We start from the raw sequence: 18,761 nt of genomic DNA on the forward strand, positions 1-18,761 counted from the left end.
GAATGAAAATGACAACTAAAGCACAGTCCTCTAAGGGCATCCAGCTTGCGGTGCAGGACCCCACCACAGGAAATCTCCTGTATTTCAACGAGGTCAAATCCACACCCGAGATCGGAGAGTCCGCCGAGAGGATAGACGTTACACATCTCGGAAGCGAGATCCACGAATACATCCGTGACATACCGGATGTAGCAGGAGGAGACCTCCAGTTTACCATGAACTGCCAGCCCTTCCTCGACAGTCCGACAACAGATGACGAATCCAACATGAACCTCATCCAGAGTCTGGACAAGAGCAAAGCATACACATGGTACATCATGTACCCTCAGCTCAATCAGACCGTTACCGTCCTCGCGGACTTCACCTTCTCCATGGGAGCAGGAGCGATCTCGTCCGCAATCGAACTCAACCTCACTCTGATCCCGAGGGCCGCACCCGTGTTTTCAGCATACACACAGGCCTGCACCATCACATTCGCCAAGGGCGGAGCGTCCGGAGACGACATGGAGAGCCTCATCTATGCTCCCAACACCGTCGTCCCCTTCCCCGAGTGCACCTTCACCTATGAGGGGTACACATTCGCGGGATGGAGCTACTCAGGAGGTCTGCTGACCGAGGGAGAGTCCTTCACCATAACTCAGAACGAGACCTTGACCGCCACATGGGTGGCCAATACGGAGTGAGCCCATGGTTCATATCGTATCTTCCACAGGAGTGGAGAAGGATGTGTCGCTTGATTTCGATGCGATCTGCGCATACGAGGATGCACATCCGGATTGGTCAATGGTCAAGGAGCTATCCAATCTCAAGACCATGAAGTTCTCGTCCCTGAAGGTGCTCACATCCTTCTTCTATGAAGGGGGATGGCCGCAGTTCGTCGGGGACGGATTCACCATTGACGATCTGTCCAATGTCATTCTTGAGGGGCTGAATGAATTGGGGTTTATACCAAAGGATAGCCCATCCACAGAGTGAAGGACACGATAGAAACGATTTCTTTAGTGGAGGGGATGCCGAGAGACGCACCCCCTTCACAGATCATCCTCGCCACCCGCATCCGGAAGGAGAAGAGCAGGCAGGAGAGGATAGAGCTCGCTGTCGGTATCTCGAATCTGATACTCGGAGGACTCAGCGGGAAGGGCGATGCCACGACCGCACTCAGGCACATGTTCACCGATAAGGAGTACAAGGATCTGCTCGAACAGCAGAACGACAGGAAGGAGTTAGCCAATCAGATGCAGCAACTTGCCAAATTGAAAGGGATGAGGAAGAGATGACCGATGTTCTGGAATTCGAGGTAATCGCAAGGACCGAGGCGGCGGAAGCGAGTCTCGAGAGGGTGTCGCAGAAGCTCGAGAAGACGAGCGAGGAGGTCAAGAAGACTACGTCCGGGTTCTCTGACATGTCGAAGAGCCTCGAGAGCATATCGCCTACCATGAGGAAGCTTACCACCAACATGGGGAAGATGGGTGACGCATTCAAGAAGATGGGATTCGAGTTCGGCACGAACGGGACCATCGGAAAGATGTCCAATACCATGGGGAAGATGGCGAACTCTTCCGCTTTCCGCAAGGCAACGGGGGTGATGGCCATAGCTGCGGTAGGGTCGCAGCTCTTCCAAGCCATCAACGGCTCAGGAGCGAGGCTCGCAGCATTCGACAAGCTCAACGTTCTGGGCAAGCCGTCAGCGACGGACATGCTCGAAGATATAGGGAAGGATATTGGGGGAATTCTCGAGGCGGTACTCGGCATGGGTATCGGAGGGATCCTCATCAAGGGTTTCAAGAATGCCGCCCCTTCACCCTCCGCTAATCCGGAGGCCGTACCTGCAGATCTTGCCACTTGGCAGACCGCCATAGCGAGCATCATGGAGAAGTGGAAGGTCTGGGTAGACCAAGCCAACAAAGACATTGCGGTGATCGGCGACACATTGGCATCGGCACTCTCTGACGGGTTCAGTGCATCACTCGGAGCTGGTGTTGGCCTCGTAGCCGCAATGAAAATCGCATTCACATCGATTTACGATAAGGTATCGGAGATCAAGGCCGTGATAGACCAATGGTTCACAGTCGCCTTGAACTCCGGGATCCTTTCACTATTCAAATCAATTTATGATTGGGCAGTCAAGATACTGAACGTCATACAATCATGGTTCCAGGGACTTTCCTTCAACGGAATGTCTGTCAGTGGAGGTTCATCATCATCAGGAAGCTCCAGCGGTTCTTCCAGCGGTAACGGGACATCGTTCATCGGATATGATGACAACGGCAACCCGACACCAGAGATAGTGATTGTTCCGGACGATGGCAACTCCGCCGATGATAAGAATAACAACAGGAATCCTAATCCCAACCCCGTCATACAGGTAGAGGGCACAGGAGACAGTATTCTTGACACGATCTGGAAATCCGGAATAATCCCGTTCTCGAGCACAATCGACAGGTTGCAGAGTGGGAAGGAATGGGATCTATGGGATTATGCCGACACCGCGATAGATGTTGTCGGAACGATCCCTGTCGTCGGATGGGCTGTGAAGGCTGCATCCACCGCACTCAAAGGGACTAAGGCCGCATCCACGGTGGCGAAGTCCGCAGGAGCAACATCTGCCCTCGATTCGGTCGCATCGTCCGTCTCCAATGCCGTCAGTGGGGCTGTTGAGTCCGCAGGTAAAGTCCTTAGCGATGTCGGATCCGCCATAGGCAAGGCAGTGGATAACGTTGTCAGCGGAGTTTCCAATTTTTTCAATGGCATAGGCTCTGCATTTGGATTCGCTGAGGGCGGGGTATTCATGCCGAACAGTCCTCAGCTTGTGTGGATGGGAGATAACAAGACAGAGCCTGAAGTCGCCGCCCCATATTCAATGATCGTATCCGCGGTCAAGGAGGCATTGTCGTCAGGCGGACCCACTCAACAGACCATCCGCATCGAGGTCCCTGTAGAGCTCGATGGAAGAACCATAGCGAGGGCATCTTACGATTACATCGAGGCGGAGAGCCTCAGAAGGAATGGGAGTGTGGGAGCATGACCTATTTGGATTCACCTGTAATAATGATAGGTACAACGGCTCTTCCGAGCCCCGCCTACGGGAAGTATTCCACGAGACTCGAGGAGCTCGTTAAGGCGGAGAGGAATGTCAGTACAGGGGACCTGTTGTCCGACATAGGACAGTCCCTCTTGTACTCAGGCTATGGGCCGGGAGAACTCATCAAGAAGCACATCGCATGGAAGTACACCCTCGAAATAGAGTGGCATGGTCTAACCTATGACGAGAAGACAACAGTTATGAATGCCACTGCACCAGAGTATTTCATGGTCACGTTCCTAAATCTCGACACCGACGAGATGGTCGAGAACAAGAAGATGTACCGCGGGAACGATCAGACCGTAACAGGCTACGGAAAATTTGCTTGGGTCACGGAGAACGGGAAGACATACGGACGTTTCGAGCATTACGACATAAAGCTCTCCCTCATCGAGCTCTGATACCATGTATTCTGCAGCATCCGGCTATCAGAACGTCCAGCAGAATCCGGGGCGCATAGAGGCCATCTCCATGTCCCTTGGAACGTACATCGACGATACCGCGCCAGATGACATCACGGATATTGCAGGGGCATTCCTTCCGATGTCCAACATCGGCCAGCTGATTGATGCCAACTACGGCATCACATACAATGAGGCGACCTTCGAAGGGGATGGCATAGCGACAACAGGTTCGTGCATAGCACCGCCTCTTACAGCTACAGCCTATCCTCCTGAGATAGGTGTATGGTCCGCAGGGATCAGCGATTCTTCGGGGAACATAGACTTCACCATCATCATCACCTTGTCACAGGAGCATACCTCCGCACTGACCATCTATACCGATGGTCCGAGCATAGCGGAAGGCGATGTCACGTTCTCTCTCGAGGGGACGGATACCGTCGTGCAGCTCGATTGCGGAACCAATCGTGCTACCGCATCCGGGGAGTACACCTATGATGAGATCACAATCCACATCACCAAGATAGACGACATATTCAAACACGTCCGTCTGGTGGAAGTGGAGTTCGGGGACTCCATATCCCTGTCCTCGAGGGCATTGGGCAATCAGATTAGTTACATCGAGGAGATGGATCCCTTGTGGAAGGGATTGCCGATGGCCGAGCTCGACTTCGATATAATCAATCTCAGTGGGGACTATGACGAGGACAACCCGGAGACGCTATACACGCAGCTCGCGATCGGCAATCCCATCAACCTATACTATTTACTTTCAGACAACACACGCAAGTACACGATACCTATGGGAAGGTTCGTTATAGGTGCGAAGCGTACCAAAGGCAACTTCCTGTCCGTTACTGCCTATGACACAAGATGGCAGCTCTCGAATATGTACTATGCTTGGGCACTCGACACGCAGGAGGACCTTGGGACTACCCTCGACTCCCTCTTTGGACAGATAGGTCTCGCATACCTCATCGACGATGATGTCTACGAGATATATCCGGTATCGGCATATAGCTTCAATGACGAGTCCTCACTACTCGAGGATCTGCAGAAGGTGGCGCAGGCATACGGCCTTTCCATCCTCCCGAACCGTAAGGGAACGATAGAGATCGGTGTCGGATTCTCATCCGATGCTTATGGCAACGTCCTCATCACATCCATGTTCACTTGGGCAGAGACCTCGCAGATCAATCGCTACAACTACATCGACATTGCATATTACGACGGCCTGTCCTCGCACTATACCATGGACCTCCGCGAGGATCCTGCCACCACATCCAAACAGGTGTTCTCGGTCAACAATCCGCTGATAACCACTCTCGCACATGCCACAGCAGTCGGCTCGAGGATAGCAGCTAATCTCTACAGCACAGCCGTGTCGGTCAGGATGCTTGCCGATCCTGCCATGGACCTCAACGATGATGTCGGGATATACAGCAAGTACAACCTTGTAGATGGGGGAGAGACCATCTATCGGCCCATCAAGAGGGAGATAGACTTCGATGGTCATCTGACCGAGAGGACCATTTTCATCAGATGACCTTTAAAATACATGGTGAGTGCATCACTTAATCATGACCGAGGCAGCGAGGATCTGTTGGAAGTGTCACAGGGAGCACGAAGCAGGGTCAAAGTTCTGTCCCTACTGCGGTGCGGGATTCGCCACAGACGATATGCACTACCAGAACGATGGAAGAACGGTATCAAGAGAGGACGATACCGCATATCTCTCGTCGCCTCCCCCGAAGTACAAGAAGAGCCGCAAAGGGGTCGCATTAGCACTCGTTCTCCTTGCCGTGGTCGTAGCATTGATGGTCATGGTTCCTTCTGGTCAGACACCAACGGGATATGATGAGGACACCATCCATAGATCCGAGCTCCCGCTGGACGGTCAGTATGTCCTCACCAATTATCATCTGGACAAGCACACATATTCAATCAGCGGAGTCGAGTATTTATCCTATACATTGAACATGACCATCAAGAATGAGAAGGTGCAGAACCTCAGACCGGACGAGATTCGGTTCTTCATAGTGGTGGATGGTAATTCATACGATCTGCGTAGAGTAGCGGCCTATGGAGACCCTACATACATTGGGATGGGTGCGACATTCACCACAACCTATCACATCTCTCCGCTTCCCGTGGATTTCAAGGACAAGGAGATAGCCTTGTATCATTACGAGGACAGGTTCAAGATTTACCGCGATCCCGAGGTCAGCATAGATCAAAACGGTTTGATTTGACTTTTACACAAACCTTTTCCTATCCTCTTCCCGACCACGGCATAATAAATCGTTTCTCGCATTATTCTATTATGACCGTAGCTACAGTCAAAATAACATTGAACGGTAACGAATACAATCTTACCGATCAGGGTAACGGTGTATGGTCAACATCCATAACCGCGCCCACAGCATCGTCCGGAAGCAACTACGCTGATGGTCCGGGAGTAGGCCCGAATGCCACCAACGGATACTATCCAGCAGTTGTCACGGTTGCAGATACCGCAGGGAACGTCACGACGGTGGACACTTCTGATGCCACCTTCGGCGACACCCTGAAACTGGCAGTCCTCGAGAAGACCGCGCCCACGGGATCAATAACATATCCCACACAGGGAGCATACGTCACCAACGCCACACCTGAATTCCAGTTCAGTTTCGCTGATGCCGGTTCAGGAATCGACCCTGACGAGTGCTACATCAGCATTGACAGCGGAACGGCTGTCAAGGCCACCGTGGATCAGTACACGACCGGGTACGCCACCGTGGACTGCGTATACACTCCCGGTTCGGCATTGGCCGACGGGCCCCATTCGATCTCGGTCTACTGCAAGGATTATGACGGCAATGTCTCCACGACCTACAGTGCATCATTCACTGTCGATGTGACCCTGCCTGTCCTCAGCGTTACCTCGCCTGTCGACAACTCCTATGTCAACTCGACATCTGTTGCACTCACTGGAACCTGCTCGGATGCCACCTCTGGTCTGGCAAGGCTGACCGTTGCAATCAACGGCGGTTCGGAGACAGAAGTCACAGTCACCGAGGGTGCATTCAACACCACCATCACACTCGTGGCTAACCAGAGCAACAGCATCGTTGTGACAGTCTACGATACCGCAGGCAACTCCAACTCAGTGACGAGAACGGTCTATGTCGACACCATCGCACCGACCATCTCCGCGATCACACTGACACCCAACCCCGCCGATGGAGGCGCGACCCTCACCATTTCGGTGACGGTCTCCGACAGCTGATGACGGTAGCAGACGTGTATGGTACGGTCATGGGCATCGACATGGTCGTGTCCAAGGTGGAGGGGGACGATTGGATATTCGTCCTTCCTCCATACATGACCGGGACCATAGTCGCAGAGTTCTGGGCCGTGGACGAGGCAGGGAACACCAGCTATCGCGCCGCGGTCCTCACCTGCCAGGAAGGTACGGTCAAGTGCATCAAATGGCTCGATGAGTTCGGGATTTGCACAATGAGACCCATAGGGAGATCCTGCGAGATGCAGGACATCCCGAGGGCCTGTACCATGCACGCGCACCAATGCACCAAGGCGGTGTGCTGAATGCAGACGGCTTACTACGGTGAGAGTTTTGAGCTCATCTTCGACTGCTATGACACACGGAACGAGGAGACGGAGGTCGATTCCGCTGAATACGAGCTCTATGTGGACGGGGCGGTCGTTGAGACTGGGTCGTGCAACGTGGATGGAAACGAGGTCAAGTTCCGTTTCGTAGCATCACATCTGGGCATGAACACCATAGTCATCAAGTGGCGCATGGGACAGGATGCTTGGATAAGTAAGTTCAAACTCAATGTGGAGGACGTTTCGTGACCGTCCAATCCATGTCCATAGGGTATCTAAGGTTCAATCCGAACCCTGTGGACGCAGGATCCTCCACATTGTTCTCTGCCAACATCGTCCAAACAGATATGACGTGGGCACAGGTCGCAGAACTGACGTGGGCCGAGATGTTGGCGACAAAGACATGGTGATGGTATGAGCACTTCAACAACGAATTACAATCTGACCAAGCCCGCATCCGGGGAGGCTGCGGACATTTCGGTCATAAACACGAACATGGATACTATAGATACCACTATGAAGTCCATATCGGACACCGCATCAGGCAAGGGGAATGCGGAGCTGATATTCACATCCAAGACTGCGTCCTCGTGGTCTTCGGACAATACCTATCCGGATTATCCCTACAGATGCGCCATAGCATGCACAGGGGTAACGGCGAACGATGTCGCACAAGTGACGTTTGCGATTGACGATGCTGTCTCGGGCGATCTCGCGCCTGTCTGCCAGACATATTCTGGAGGGGTCTATATCTATTCTGGATCGAACAAGAGCATCACTGTGCCTATGATTCTGGTCCATAAGGGGTGAGGTCGGATGACCTTACCTCAGCTGATGATCCGTCGGTGGGACGGGGTTGGATACGGCGACAAGGAGGAATTCTTCACCTTCGGGGATATGAACAGATGTGAGTACAACGCTAACCTCATCGCACAGGAAGCGGGTATGCCCACGGTCGAGTTCATAGAGACCACCCGTGCATCGCAGTTCCGTTTCGACGAGATGCAGAAGCTGGAGAATCTGATTGCAGCGATAGCTTCAGAGATCGGTGTGAGCATCTCCCCTGCTCCTGTTTGGTTTGCTGGACGTTCGGTTTCCTATGTCGATTTCGAAAGGGTCGAGGCGAATACCTATACGGTGTACCAAGCACTCGGAGGGGTCGGCGATAGGGTGGAATCCCACCAGTTTTTAGTGACTGCCCACGCCACTCTGTTTGCAAATGAGTGGCAAGGGAATGGCCCCTATTACATCGACCTTACGATGCCAGCGATCCATCCCGGCAGGGATGCCATAGCATACGTCGACCATAACGCATCGTTCTCACAGCATGTCGCTGCGGTCAACGCCATTCTTAGAGCACAGATCCTCGGAGAGAGGACGGTAAGGGTCACTGCGTTGTCGCTGAGACCAGAGGTCAACATCCCGATCAAGGTAACGGTAGGAATGATGGAAATGAGCACAGACATAACATTGAGCGCGGCGGGATGGTCCGGGAGTGGTCCGTACACGCAGGAAGTCACACTCTCGGATGTAGAATCCGTGGCCGATGCCATTGTCGGTCCATGCGACTCAACGACGAACGCACAGGCCATCGAGATTGCGAGATGCGGTCTGGTCGTAACAGGGCTGACAGGTAACAAAGTGGAGATCACCGCATTGTTTGCTGAACCCTCCATAGACCTCAAGGCAGGTATACTCCATAACCACGACGAGGTGGAGGAATGAGCATAATCAGCGCATTCCCCGGAAGCGGCGTGGAGCTCACGGGCGCAGGCAAGTCCGTCATATACCTCCACGTCCTGTCCTCTGATAGGGTGGACATGACGGGTGCAGTCTTCACAATCACCGCAACGGGAGTCACTACGCAGACCGCAACCGCGGACGCATCCGGAAGGGCGACCGTAGAGGTGGATGCTGGGCACACATACACTGTAGCCCTCAACTATTCATCTCAATCACAGAGGGCCTACTTCAATGACGAGGACCAGAAGGTCATAGCCGAATCTGGACGGACGTACTATGTCTTCTTCGATCTCGTCTACGACGAATACCAAGAACTCGAGTTCTACAGCAATCAGGCGGCATCCTCGTGGATCGCCGATAACACATACGCGGACTGGCCGTTTAGATGCGCCGTGGGTCCGAACGACCTGACCTCAGATGATTACGCGCAGGTCATCTTCGGCGATGCGGAAGCAACATCCGGATGTTACTCACCAGTCTGCCAGACATTCAACGGTGGGGTCTACATCTATTCGGATAAGTCAGACTCCATCACAATTCCAACCATTTTAGTAAAGAGGCGTACAACATGATAGGATCAACCAATGCGGGAAGCGCAATCAAGACCACTCTCGTGGTAACAGTGACGGATTCGTCCTCCTCCGGCTATCAGACAGGCAGGACAGTCACCATAACGAACGGAACGAACACACAAACGGGAACGACCGACTCCAGCGGGCAGGTCACATTCAACCTCAAGAGCATCGGGACATATACAATATCATCCGATGCACCATCGGGAGCGACCGCGTCTACCGCTACGGTGGTGGCCGAAATCGGAGGCTCCTACACTGCAAGCATCACGATCTCGGTCACGTCCATTACGGTTACGGTCACAGATGCGTCGTCTTCGGGCTATCAGTCCGGTAGGACGATCTCCGCAACCAATGGCACGGAGACGGTCACGGGAACGACCGACTCCAGCGGGCAGGTGACTTTGCACCTTACTGGTTCTGGAAGTTACACTGTGACGTGCACAGACGTTCCGTCAGGAGGAAGCGCAAACACAGTGACCGTATCGGTATCTGTTGGAGGATCATATTCCGCAGCCATTACATTGACCTTTGCATGGATTTTCAGCATGACATTCAATGCGACAACCTTCCAGACGGACCCTACGGGATGTCTGGTTTATGGCGATGACCTCGTCGGCAAGACTCCGATAGCGAATGCCAATACATCCCTTGGCAGAGCGAGCAACTATACATCCTCATTCTGGTGCTGGAGTGATGACGGAACATCATCGAATCCTCTCCTAAAGGACTGCTTCTTTGCAACATTCAATTCCAGCGGAGTCCTCCACGAGAAGCTGAATCCTAATGACCTGACCAAGAAGATTGCGACATGGAACAATTCGACGAAGGTGTGGGAGAGTGCTTCCGGTTCATCATCCATCACATCGGAGGACACAATGTTCTGCATCCCGACAGTCTATTCGGCCAGATCATCATCCAAGCTCCTGCTCTCTGACGATTCATCCAAGGGGACTGCTTATGCTCACACCATCGGAGGACACGTCTACGATTATCTTGCTATCGGGGTTTATCTTTCATCCGATGACGGTTCAAAGTGCTGGTCCAAATCCGGAGTACAGGCCAAAGGATCACAGACAAGGGCTAATTTCCGTTCGCATTCTACGGCGAAGACCGTCTCCGGAGGATATGCCATGGTCTGGAACTACCATCAGTGGGCATTGATGAGGGATCTTGTTCTCTTCACGATCAAATCATTCGATGGACAGAGGAAGATCGGTCAGGGCGGGCACTCGTATTCCACTCGTACCCCGGGAGGATGCAATACGATCTCCCCGATAGCTGGTGATGTCTCAGGTACGTCTAACCATGTGATGTGCTACATCGAGAACATGTGGGGTTGCCAGTATCAGTTCATCGACGATTTCTACGGTAACAGCGGAACGTACTACGTCGGTCAGAATGCGGTTCCTACGGACAATACCAGCAACAAAACCTCCATCACTGGATTCGCAGCTCAGGGATTCGCTACAGGGATCCTCACAGGGGACATTTCTTGGGGCCTCGGTACGAACTCGTCTGGAGACAATTCGAAGGGTTTGTGCGATTATCAATACTACTCGACATCATCCGATAGGCTCGGGGGCGTGGGTGGCGTTTCGGGCTATGTGTCGGATGGCTATGCTGGTCCTTCGTACTTGAGTGCGGCCGATGCTCTGTCGTACTCGTATGGCAGCTTCGGGGCTCGTCTGGCCTTCGTGTTTGACCTGTGAGGCCGTCCTCGGCCGAACTCAACCGTACACCATACGGAGGTAAAGACACAGGTGCACAAGCCACATGAGGGGGAACAAGACCCCCGCCAAACCACTTAATCATTACAACATCACAGTCCACCACGCTTGACGTGGAATCATGGACGGGCCTTCGGGAAAGTGACGTTGCCTTGAAGTCTCACTCGGGAACGTGGGTGGCAATTCGAACAATGTGTCGAATGGCAATGCAGGTCCTTCGTACTTGAATGCGAACAATGATCTGTCGAACTCGAATGACAACAACGGGGCTCGTCTGGCCTAATCGACCGTGGAGTGCTCATGGAAGAGAGCTCCTAAACCAGATTCCAATTCTCGTACGGCCTTGCCCCTCGGCAAAACAGTAAGACACCGAAAAAGCGGTTTAGTACCTTCGGGGAAAGGACGCTTATAGGTCATGAAGGCAACGAAAATGACGAAGAGAGTAGGAAACCTCTGGGAGAAGATGGTCTCGTACGAGAACATCAAGCAAGCGTATCAGAATGCACGCAAAGGGAAGACGCATCGTCCGGATGTGAAGAAGGTCGATGAGAATCCCGATTACTACATCAAAGAGGTACAAAGACTGCTCGTTACAAACGAATACCACACCAGTGAGTACAGGATGTTCGAGATCCACGAGAAGGGAAAGACGAGACAGGTCGCCGACCTTCCCTTCTTCCCGGACAGGATAATCCATTGGGCTCTGATCCTCGTGCTCCACGATATGATTATGGGCAATCTCATTCCGCAGACATACGCAGCTCTTCCAGGAAGAGGGGCGCACCAAGCGGTAATGCAGATCCGCAAGGCATTGCATGATGAGGAGGCCCTGTATTATCTTCAGATTGACATTCACAAATACTTCCCTTCGATCATCGGTGAGATTTTGATGAAGAAGCTCGAGAAGAGGGTCAAGGACAAGGATGTCCTTGCACTGTGTCGGAAGATCATCTTCGAATATCCCTTCTCCGGGCTTCCTATCGGGAACTACACCAGTCAGTATTGGGCGAATTTCTACCTTTCAGAGCTGGATCACTTCATGAAGGAGCAGTTCCACTGCAAGTGGTACTATCGCTATATGGATGACATCGTCATCATCGGTTGGTCGAAGGCGTGGCTCCACAGGTGTTTGAAAAAAATCCAAGAGATCATCGCACCATGGGGACTGTCGATAAAACCCAACTGGCGTATCAGACCGACATGGACCGGGATCGATTTCGTCGGTTTTGTCTCTTATCGTTCTATAGAGGGGGATGTCTACGTCCATCTGAGGAAAAGGACCAAGATAAGGATGCTCCGTGCTTGCAGGAAGATCCGTGAAAAGATGCTCTACGGTGAAGTACCTACCAAGCATGACAGAGGAGTCATCGCATCATATTACGGGTGTCTTAAGTGGTGCGATTCCTATTATCTGGGTATGAAAACCGTTTATCCGCTGATGGAGTACGTCGGCATTGAGAACAAGATGTTGGAGGCATGAAGAATGCAGATAATCACAACGAGAAGCTACGCGAGGCAGCCGTCCAAGGTCGTAGGGCCGACGGTAACGCTAATCTATACGAATGAACACACGGTTGAAGAGAAGGATGAGTCGGGACAGACTGTGACGGCCTACGAATACACGCAGTACCGTTTCGATGCAGGAGAGATGGAGCTCGTGCAGATAGGAATCCTTCCTACGGGAGTGGAGTGGGACGATAAGCTGAGGTCCATCGAGAGGGAGTATCTCTACACCGAGGCGGAGAAGCATATCGCCAAACGCAGGGATGATGTGCCCGATCAGGCCATGCTTGACGCATGGATCTCCTACAAGGCGGGAGTGAGGGCCACCCCTTCACAGAGCACCTACCCGGCGAGCGTGACCTATCCGCCCAAGCCGGAATGAAACCTTATGCCGTGTCTACAAAACTGGCACATTATAGGCACGGCATAATAATCTCAATAGGGTTACTCTCAATTAATCCAAACTTGCCGTTTGGAGGGGGTTAACCCAATGACAACTAAATTGAACACAAAGATTATCGCAGCTCTGGCGGTCTTTGCCATGGCTTTCGCCGGATTCGGCGCAGTCATCTCGACAGAGGCCAACGATGCAGCTGCAGGCGATGGAGACCTCGTCCTCATCATCGACGATGTCTATCTCGAGAACACAGAGGTCCTCACTCTGATCGCAGATCTCGCACACGCAGACGAGATAACCTCGGTCGCTGTCGAGTATGTCGCGATTCTTGATGATGACTTCGAGGAGAAGATCACCGTCCTCACCAAGGACTACTACGACGCAATGAAGACTGCCGGACTCATCAAGGGAATGACAGTCACATTCGAGGCTGCGGATCTCGCAGACGATGATGTCATGCAGGGACTCAAAGTCTTCACTTCCGTCGAAGTGAACAAGGTCGACGAGATCGTCGGAGGAGTCAGCACAAAGATCACACTCGACAACACCATCCTCACGAAGAAGGTCACTTATGAGCTCATCGGAACCGAGGAGGCAGCTTCCGCACTCGTTATCGCGGTTGCCGCAGCTGTTGCAGAGGTCGAGGAGAAATACGCAGGCTACTCTTCACCCGAGGATGTCATCAAGGCCATCGACGCTGCAGTCGCCGGGCTCTACACACAGGCAGAACTCGACAAGGCCGTCGAGGATGCGAAGAAGACCATCGTTGACAACAACATATGGATGTACGTCTCCGTTGTTCTCATCATCGTCCTCATCGCACTTGCAGGCTACATCGTCTTCAAGTTCTTCAAGAAACCCGCGAAGAAGCAGGAGACTGCCTGATGAGCAAACAGTCCTCTATCATTTACGAGGGTATGCTGGTTGCACTTGGTAGGGAATCTCCCTCCAAGTTCTTCATTTCGGTGATCCTGTTCGTGATAGGGGACACACTACTAACCAAGGAGGTTCTCTCTATGGATCTAATCTACATCCCTGCAGACTACCAGCTCGTCGTCGTCATCATTATGGCTGTGCTCTCCATTTTCGGACCCATCGTGTCCGGGCTCTTCATGAAGGGCGAATCGAAGCACAAGTTCGATGAGTGGGAATCAAAGTACACAGCATCGATGATTATCGACATGTTGCTCACACCTTCGATCTCCATCATAGTCTACTCCATCATCATTCAGAAGTGGATTCCGGACATCGATGCGGTCGCTTACATCATCCTGCTCCCCATTCTGATGCTCGCAGTATCCTTCTATACCCTTAAGGGTCTGAACGAAGGAGCAAAGGCATTGGTCGAGGGAATCAGGAATCTCAAAGGCGACATCGAGCAGATCAACGAGCTCAAGTGAGCTCTACCACCAACCATGAGAGGAGGTTTCCTCCTCTCCACCATTCATTGGACTTCACCTACGCCCCTCCATTGGAGGGGTTTCCTTTCCTTTCTCTTTATGAAAATATAATTATCTACAACAGAGCATCTTTAATGATTAGAGATTTATGTATATTTTTGATATAGAAAATATAAATAAATGAAACACATTATTAGACCTATGAGCCTAATCAAAGCTACAAGGGACGAGCTCACTTTCTTAGGGGAAGTGAGGAAGATTGGATCGGGATTCTTCATCCCGTTCCCGAAGAAGGAAATGGACAATCTCGGGATCACCGAGGAGAATATGGGGTTCATGCAAATGGACGTGACCGTGAGGATCGTATCAAGGCCTATCGAGGTCGAGGATCCTCCGGCGGAGGAAGATGATGACTGAGGAGGGTAACATGATATTGTGTGCAGTGTGCGGCCGTGAGATATGGGATCCTTCCGTGGGAAGGAAGCTCGTGAAGATGGATGGATGTGTAGAGTTCGTCCATCTTGATTGCCTTAATTACACATTCGGAGACGAGTGATAATAGTATCGGAAAGTGAATGAACGCACGTCCGGGCGAGATCGGATGCAAGGTCAGGATCCCGGAGCAGAGGGATGTGAGCAAAGAATGAGGCGAAGTTGATTGAAAGAATCGGAGTTCTGTCCGACCACATTCAAGGCGCGAACAGATCGGACAGCACTGGTGCGAGACCAGTGGGAAGCCATGAGAGCTCCAGTCATAATAAGCGAGTTGAGGTATATAAAAAACGGGATGTATCTCTCTATCTCTCTCTATCTCTCTCACGGCTTCCCGAATGAAACGTTTTCTCGACGGATGGGAGGACCGATACAGGTGGAAGCATGAAGAAGATGGAATGGAAGGTCGATATGAGTCAAGTCAATGAGTATGCGGATTTTTTGATCTCAAGAAGCAGGAAACAGAATACTGTAAAGGAGAAGACCATGGTCATCCACAGGTTGCTGGTTAAGCTTCAGGAAGATGGAAGATCCATCAGAGCAGAGGACATAGCTGCGGACGACATACTCTTCCTTTACAAAACCAGGACGAATAAAGAGAACGTATGCAAGCAGGATCTAAGAATATTGTCGAGGTTCTGTCAGCATTTTACCGGGAAGGACATCGAGAAACAGGCAGGGCTCCTGTGGAACCGGGCAGAGTACGAACGCACATGGATCACTCCCGAGGACTTCAAGATCCTCTATGGAGCTGCGGATCCGACTGATAGGTTGGTGCTCGTTCTCGGTGCATTCATGGGTCTCCGGAGGACGGAGATGTGTAACATCAGAGAATCGGACATCTGCGACGGGAAAATCACGATCCACGGAAAAGGGCACACCGAGGAGGGCTTCGTCGTCAGGATGAAAATGCTGCCACAGGTAGTCAATGAGATCGAGTCATACCGGAGCTGGAAAAGGACGATCTACTGCGAGGACGACTACCTCCTTCAATCGCAGCAGCATCATAAGAACAGTTATAGAAGGATGGCCCCGGCGACATTGAACGATCACATGAGGACGCTCACCATCAAGACCAAGGTCAAGGTCACCACCCACTCTCTCCGGAGACTCTTCGCAACAATATTATGGCATGAGTTGGACACGGATCTCGTGACGTTGAAGACCATGATGAGGCACGCAAGTGCGGCTACAACGCTGCAGTGCTACATCGATGCTTATGGAGACAAAGAGGATGTGGCAAGAGATAAGTTCACGAGTTACATGGCCGAGATCCTCGCGTAAGTGCGACCTAAACACCTTCCTTTGATTACAAATCTCGAATGGTTTTTTATATTGAAACATTGTTCTAACTCACAGAGGCGCGAATATTTTTGTCGAGTGTCTGCCCCGTAACATTTATATGGGTGTTGTCAATCGTCCGAGACAGAATATGGGAGCCCAACCTAGTCGTTATATAGGCGTCTGGATTGAGGGTTCCTATCACAATCACAATTGGTGGTTTAAATGGTAAGAAAGCCAGCATCGATGTACAGGCAGATCAAGGGACAGGCATACACACGCCGCGAATACATGGGTGGAGTGCCTGCAAGCCGTATAAGTCAGTACGAGATGGGAAACACCAGGCAGGAGTTCCCCGTTACACTGACATTGAAAGTCAAGAACCGCGTCCAGGTAAGGCACACCTCAATCGAGGCAGGCCGTATCGCTGCAAACAAGGTTCTCACCTCCCAGGCAGGAGTCGCCAACTACCACATGACGGTAAGGGCATTCCCCCACGTCGTCCTCAGGGAGAACAAGCTCGCAACCGGCGCAGGAGCTGACCGTGTTTCGAGTGGAATGCGTCAGGGATTCGGAAAGGCGGTCGGAACAGCTGCAAGGCTCGAGCGCAACCAGGCAATCCTGACCGTCAGGGTCAACCCTGACAAGATCGCAGTAGCGAAGGACGCTCTCTGGAGAGCATCCATGAAATTCCCCTCCCCCTGCTACGTCGACGTAGAGAAGGGCAAGGAATTCGTAAACTGATTCCGAGATGTTCGATTTCAGATTGGACGACATCGTTGCTTGGATTCGCGACGGAGGATATTCCTCCGTCGCCCTCCAATTGCCCGAGGGTCTGAAGATCCGGGCGACAGAGATTTCTGAATACCTGTCCGATAAGACGGGCGTTGATACACTGATCGTGGGCCTCCCATGTTACGGGGCCTGCGATCTGTATGATTACAAGGGCAAGACAGATGCCTTGGTGCACTTCGGCCATTCGCCGATACCTTCTCAGGGTGACGACCCGAACGTAATGTACATCGAGTCGCGTTCAGACGTCACCTTGGACGATTCTGTAATGGATTCCTTAAAGGATCTTCCCGAGAGGATAGGGCTTCTGGCGACCGTCCAGTACCTTGGACTGATCCCCGTGGTGAAAGCAATCTTGGAGAAGAACGGCAGGAAAGTGTCCGTGGGTGTCGGTGACAGGAGGATCGCATATCCCGGTCAGGTCCTAGGGTGCAACTGCAGCTCGGCCGAGGCGGTCATCGACGATGTGGATGCGTTCCTGTTCATCGGGGAGGGCGATTTCCATCCGCTCGCAGCAGCATTCGGTGTGAATAAGGACATTATCGTCCTGAATCCTGTCACAAAAGAGGTCCGCAATATGGCGGAGACCAGGGACCGGATCCTGAGGAAGAGATTCGCTGCGATACAATCCGCTTCCAATGCCCAGAGCTTTTTGGTCATCGTCTGCAGCAAGGTAGGCCAGAACCGTTCCGCAGAAGCCGATAGGATCATCGAGAAGATCAGGACGCACGGTCTCAAGGCATACAAAGCGGTCCTGGAGGAGATCAATCCCATATCCCTCATGTCTTACAGGGTCGACGCATATGTGAACACGGCATGCCCGCGTGTAGCCATGGACGATTCCGCAAAGTACGACAGGCCCATGCTCACCATTCCTGAGTTAGACATAGTCCTCGGCGATAGGGAATGGGCGGATTACGAGTTCGATCAGATCAGGCCTTGAGCCTGCAGGTTCGGATTCAGCGTTTCTCTTCTCGTGCTTATTTATTTAATAGGAAACTGTTGGAGGTCTTATGTTCACTACAGAGGCCCTCCTCAAGAGCGAGCTCCCGAAGGTGCGTGTCGGTATCGGACGCGGCACCGATGCGGGAAACGTCGAGAAGAGCGTAGCCGCGATGAAGGGCCATGACGTCGTGATCTACGACGATCCCGACCTTCTGGTCGATGACCTCGCCACAGGCAAGATCGATGCCGCTGTCCGCGGGGACATGTCATCGTCCGTTCTCCTCCCTCTCCTGAAGAAGAGGCTGGAGGTCAAATCCCTGGAGAGGATAGTCTTCCTGGAGCTTCTGAGCGGAAAGATGATCCTCATGGCTCCTGTCGGCATAGACGAGGGCTGGACAGACCCCCAGAAGGAAGAGCTGGCACGGCAATGCGTCAAGATGGCCAAGAGGGTAGGTCTGGGCACCAAGGTCGCCGTCATGTCCGGCGGAAGGTGCGAGGACGTAGGCAGATGCAAGGCGGTAGATAGATCGATCGAGAGTGCAAGGAACATCGCCAAGCAGCTCAGGGACGAGGGCTATGACGCATACCACTGTCAGATCCTCATCGAGGATGCGGTGAACAACGCAGACATTCTCATAGCGCCCGAAGGAATAACGGGCAACATCATATTCAGGACCCTCCATTTCATCGGAGGGGCAAAGGCGCTGGGCGCACCTGTCGTCAACATTGACAAGGTGTTCATAGACACGTCCAGGGTCAAGACGGATTACACAGATTCCCTCGCATTGGCGATGAGGATGACGGAGGAATGATC

25 protein-coding genes are annotated in these 18,761 nt (G+C 52.4%); all 25 read left to right on the forward strand.

The features are described 5' to 3' along the window. Positions 1-8 precede the first annotated feature (8 nt). The 25 genes from PED39_05465 (at position 9) to mtxX (ending at position 18,759) form a co-directional block, all read left to right on the forward strand. On the forward strand, positions 9-683 hold the full coding sequence (locus tag PED39_05465) for a hypothetical protein (protein WII07037.1): 675 nt from the start codon (positions 9-11) through the stop codon (positions 681-683). Between the two features lie 4 nt (positions 684-687). Then, complete coding sequence (locus tag PED39_05470) at positions 688-975, forward strand: hypothetical protein (GenBank protein WII07038.1); 288 nt, start codon at positions 688-690, stop codon at positions 973-975. 35 nt (positions 976-1,010) lie between these two features. Continuing rightward, entirely contained in the window at positions 1,011-1,277 is a 267-nt protein-coding gene (locus PED39_05475) for a hypothetical protein (protein WII07039.1), read from the forward strand. Next, the gene (locus PED39_05480) at positions 1,274-3,025 is read left to right on the forward strand and encodes a hypothetical protein (protein ID WII07040.1); all 1,752 of its coding nucleotides are present in this window, start codon (positions 1,274-1,276) and stop codon (positions 3,023-3,025) included. The genes PED39_05475 and PED39_05480 overlap by 4 nt, the downstream gene beginning before the upstream one ends. Then, complete coding sequence (locus tag PED39_05485) at positions 3,022-3,483, forward strand: hypothetical protein (protein ID WII07041.1); 462 nt, start codon at positions 3,022-3,024, stop codon at positions 3,481-3,483. Before PED39_05480 ends, PED39_05485 begins: the two co-directional genes overlap by 4 nt. Positions 3,484-3,487: 4 nt before the next feature. Continuing rightward, positions 3,488-5,029 (forward strand): hypothetical protein, encoded by a 1,542-nt coding sequence (locus tag PED39_05490; GenBank protein ID WII07042.1) that lies wholly within the window; start codon positions 3,488-3,490, stop codon positions 5,027-5,029. 34 nt (positions 5,030-5,063) lie between these two features. Next, positions 5,064-5,735 (forward strand): zinc ribbon domain-containing protein, encoded by a 672-nt coding sequence (locus PED39_05495; protein ID WII07043.1) that lies wholly within the window; start codon positions 5,064-5,066, stop codon positions 5,733-5,735. A gap of 71 nt (positions 5,736-5,806) precedes the next feature. After that, on the forward strand, positions 5,807-6,751 hold the full coding sequence (locus PED39_05500) for an Ig-like domain repeat protein (GenBank protein WII07044.1): 945 nt from the start codon (positions 5,807-5,809) through the stop codon (positions 6,749-6,751). After that, positions 6,751-7,071 carry a PF13754 domain-containing protein gene (locus PED39_05505; protein WII07045.1) on the forward strand — a complete coding sequence of 107 codons (321 nt, stop codon included), beginning with the start codon at positions 6,751-6,753 and terminating at the stop codon, positions 7,069-7,071. Before PED39_05500 ends, PED39_05505 begins: the two co-directional genes overlap by 1 nt. Then, positions 7,072-7,341 (forward strand): hypothetical protein, encoded by a 270-nt coding sequence (locus PED39_05510; protein WII07046.1) that lies wholly within the window; start codon positions 7,072-7,074, stop codon positions 7,339-7,341. After that, positions 7,338-7,502, forward strand: coding sequence for a hypothetical protein (locus PED39_05515; GenBank protein ID WII07047.1), 165 nt, complete (start codon positions 7,338-7,340; stop codon positions 7,500-7,502). The genes PED39_05510 and PED39_05515 overlap by 4 nt, the downstream gene beginning before the upstream one ends. A 4-nt stretch (positions 7,503-7,506) precedes the next feature. Then, on the forward strand, positions 7,507-7,902 hold the full coding sequence (locus PED39_05520; protein WII07048.1) for a hypothetical protein: 396 nt from the start codon (positions 7,507-7,509) through the stop codon (positions 7,900-7,902). A 6-nt stretch (positions 7,903-7,908) separates the two neighbouring features. After that, the gene (locus PED39_05525) at positions 7,909-8,817 is read left to right on the forward strand and encodes a hypothetical protein (GenBank protein WII07049.1); all 909 of its coding nucleotides are present in this window, start codon (positions 7,909-7,911) and stop codon (positions 8,815-8,817) included. Beyond that, the gene (locus PED39_05530; protein WII07050.1) at positions 8,814-9,407 is read left to right on the forward strand and encodes a hypothetical protein; all 594 of its coding nucleotides are present in this window, start codon (positions 8,814-8,816) and stop codon (positions 9,405-9,407) included. The genes PED39_05525 and PED39_05530 overlap by 4 nt, the downstream gene beginning before the upstream one ends. Continuing rightward, a complete protein-coding gene (locus PED39_05535) occupies positions 9,404-11,119 on the forward strand; it encodes a carboxypeptidase-like regulatory domain-containing protein (protein WII07051.1) in 1,716 nt (571 codons plus the stop codon). Before PED39_05530 ends, PED39_05535 begins: the two co-directional genes overlap by 4 nt. A gap of 433 nt (positions 11,120-11,552) precedes the next feature. Then, positions 11,553-12,617, forward strand: a complete 1,065-nt coding sequence (locus PED39_05540; GenBank protein ID WII07052.1) for a reverse transcriptase domain-containing protein — start codon at positions 11,553-11,555, stop codon at positions 12,615-12,617. Positions 12,618-12,620: 3 nt separating this feature from the next. Beyond that, complete coding sequence (locus PED39_05545) at positions 12,621-13,022, forward strand: hypothetical protein (protein WII07053.1); 402 nt, start codon at positions 12,621-12,623, stop codon at positions 13,020-13,022. A 108-nt stretch (positions 13,023-13,130) separates the two neighbouring features. Continuing rightward, a complete protein-coding gene (locus tag PED39_05550) occupies positions 13,131-13,922 on the forward strand; it encodes a hypothetical protein (GenBank protein ID WII07054.1) in 792 nt (263 codons plus the stop codon). Further along, complete coding sequence (locus PED39_05555; protein ID WII07055.1) at positions 13,922-14,437, forward strand: hypothetical protein; 516 nt, start codon at positions 13,922-13,924, stop codon at positions 14,435-14,437. The genes PED39_05550 and PED39_05555 overlap by 1 nt, the downstream gene beginning before the upstream one ends. Before the next feature lie 201 nt (positions 14,438-14,638). Further along, positions 14,639-14,854, forward strand: coding sequence for a hypothetical protein (locus PED39_05560; protein ID WII07056.1), 216 nt, complete (start codon positions 14,639-14,641; stop codon positions 14,852-14,854). After that, entirely contained in the window at positions 14,847-14,993 is a 147-nt protein-coding gene (locus PED39_05565; GenBank protein WII07057.1) for a hypothetical protein, read from the forward strand. The genes PED39_05560 and PED39_05565 overlap by 8 nt, the downstream gene beginning before the upstream one ends. Before the next feature lie 320 nt (positions 14,994-15,313). After that, the gene (locus PED39_05570; GenBank protein WII07058.1) at positions 15,314-16,213 is read left to right on the forward strand and encodes a site-specific integrase; all 900 of its coding nucleotides are present in this window, start codon (positions 15,314-15,316) and stop codon (positions 16,211-16,213) included. A 222-nt stretch (positions 16,214-16,435) separates the two neighbouring features. Further along, entirely contained in the window at positions 16,436-16,954 is a 519-nt protein-coding gene (locus tag PED39_05575) for a 50S ribosomal protein L16 (protein WII07059.1), read from the forward strand. Between the two features lie 7 nt (positions 16,955-16,961). After that, positions 16,962-17,945 (forward strand): diphthamide biosynthesis enzyme Dph2, encoded by a 984-nt coding sequence (dph2, locus tag PED39_05580; protein ID WII07060.1) that lies wholly within the window; start codon positions 16,962-16,964, stop codon positions 17,943-17,945. A gap of 70 nt (positions 17,946-18,015) precedes the next feature. Beyond that, positions 18,016-18,759, forward strand: a complete 744-nt coding sequence (mtxX, locus tag PED39_05585; protein ID WII07061.1) for a methanogenesis marker protein Mmp4/MtxX — start codon at positions 18,016-18,018, stop codon at positions 18,757-18,759. Positions 18,760-18,761: the final 2 nt, after the last annotated feature.

It is taken from the genome of Methanomassiliicoccales archaeon LGM-RCC1, from assembly GCA_030168575.1.
Lineage (GTDB): Archaea > Thermoplasmatota > Thermoplasmata > Methanomassiliicoccales > Methanomethylophilaceae > Methanoprimaticola.

Coding starts and splice junctions, on each gene's coding strand:
- PED39_05465 (WII07037.1), top strand. CDS start 9: ATGACAACTAAAGCACAGTCCTCTAAGGGCATCCAGCTTGCGGTGCAG.
- PED39_05470 (WII07038.1), top strand. CDS start 688: ATGGTTCATATCGTATCTTCCACAGGAGTGGAGAAGGATGTGTCGCTT.
- PED39_05475 (WII07039.1), top strand. CDS start 1,011: ATGCCGAGAGACGCACCCCCTTCACAGATCATCCTCGCCACCCGCATC.
- PED39_05480 (WII07040.1), top strand. CDS start 1,274: ATGACCGATGTTCTGGAATTCGAGGTAATCGCAAGGACCGAGGCGGCG.
- PED39_05485 (WII07041.1), top strand. CDS start 3,022: ATGACCTATTTGGATTCACCTGTAATAATGATAGGTACAACGGCTCTT.
- PED39_05490 (WII07042.1), top strand. CDS start 3,488: ATGTATTCTGCAGCATCCGGCTATCAGAACGTCCAGCAGAATCCGGGG.
- PED39_05495 (WII07043.1), top strand. CDS start 5,064: ATGACCGAGGCAGCGAGGATCTGTTGGAAGTGTCACAGGGAGCACGAA.
- PED39_05500 (WII07044.1), top strand. CDS start 5,807: ATGACCGTAGCTACAGTCAAAATAACATTGAACGGTAACGAATACAAT.
- PED39_05505 (WII07045.1), top strand. CDS start 6,751: ATGACGGTAGCAGACGTGTATGGTACGGTCATGGGCATCGACATGGTC.
- PED39_05510 (WII07046.1), top strand. CDS start 7,072: ATGCAGACGGCTTACTACGGTGAGAGTTTTGAGCTCATCTTCGACTGC.
- PED39_05520 (WII07048.1), top strand. CDS start 7,507: ATGAGCACTTCAACAACGAATTACAATCTGACCAAGCCCGCATCCGGG.
- PED39_05525 (WII07049.1), top strand. CDS start 7,909: ATGACCTTACCTCAGCTGATGATCCGTCGGTGGGACGGGGTTGGATAC.
- PED39_05530 (WII07050.1), top strand. CDS start 8,814: ATGAGCATAATCAGCGCATTCCCCGGAAGCGGCGTGGAGCTCACGGGC.
- PED39_05535 (WII07051.1), top strand. CDS start 9,404: ATGATAGGATCAACCAATGCGGGAAGCGCAATCAAGACCACTCTCGTG.
- PED39_05540 (WII07052.1), top strand. CDS start 11,553: ATGAAGGCAACGAAAATGACGAAGAGAGTAGGAAACCTCTGGGAGAAG.
- PED39_05545 (WII07053.1), top strand. CDS start 12,621: ATGCAGATAATCACAACGAGAAGCTACGCGAGGCAGCCGTCCAAGGTC.
- PED39_05550 (WII07054.1), top strand. CDS start 13,131: ATGACAACTAAATTGAACACAAAGATTATCGCAGCTCTGGCGGTCTTT.
- PED39_05555 (WII07055.1), top strand. CDS start 13,922: ATGAGCAAACAGTCCTCTATCATTTACGAGGGTATGCTGGTTGCACTT.
- PED39_05560 (WII07056.1), top strand. CDS start 14,639: ATGAGCCTAATCAAAGCTACAAGGGACGAGCTCACTTTCTTAGGGGAA.
- PED39_05565 (WII07057.1), top strand. CDS start 14,847: ATGACTGAGGAGGGTAACATGATATTGTGTGCAGTGTGCGGCCGTGAG.
- PED39_05570 (WII07058.1), top strand. CDS start 15,314: ATGAAGAAGATGGAATGGAAGGTCGATATGAGTCAAGTCAATGAGTAT.
- PED39_05575 (WII07059.1), top strand. CDS start 16,436: ATGGTAAGAAAGCCAGCATCGATGTACAGGCAGATCAAGGGACAGGCA.
- dph2 (WII07060.1), top strand. CDS start 16,962: ATGTTCGATTTCAGATTGGACGACATCGTTGCTTGGATTCGCGACGGA.
- mtxX (WII07061.1), top strand. CDS start 18,016: ATGTTCACTACAGAGGCCCTCCTCAAGAGCGAGCTCCCGAAGGTGCGT.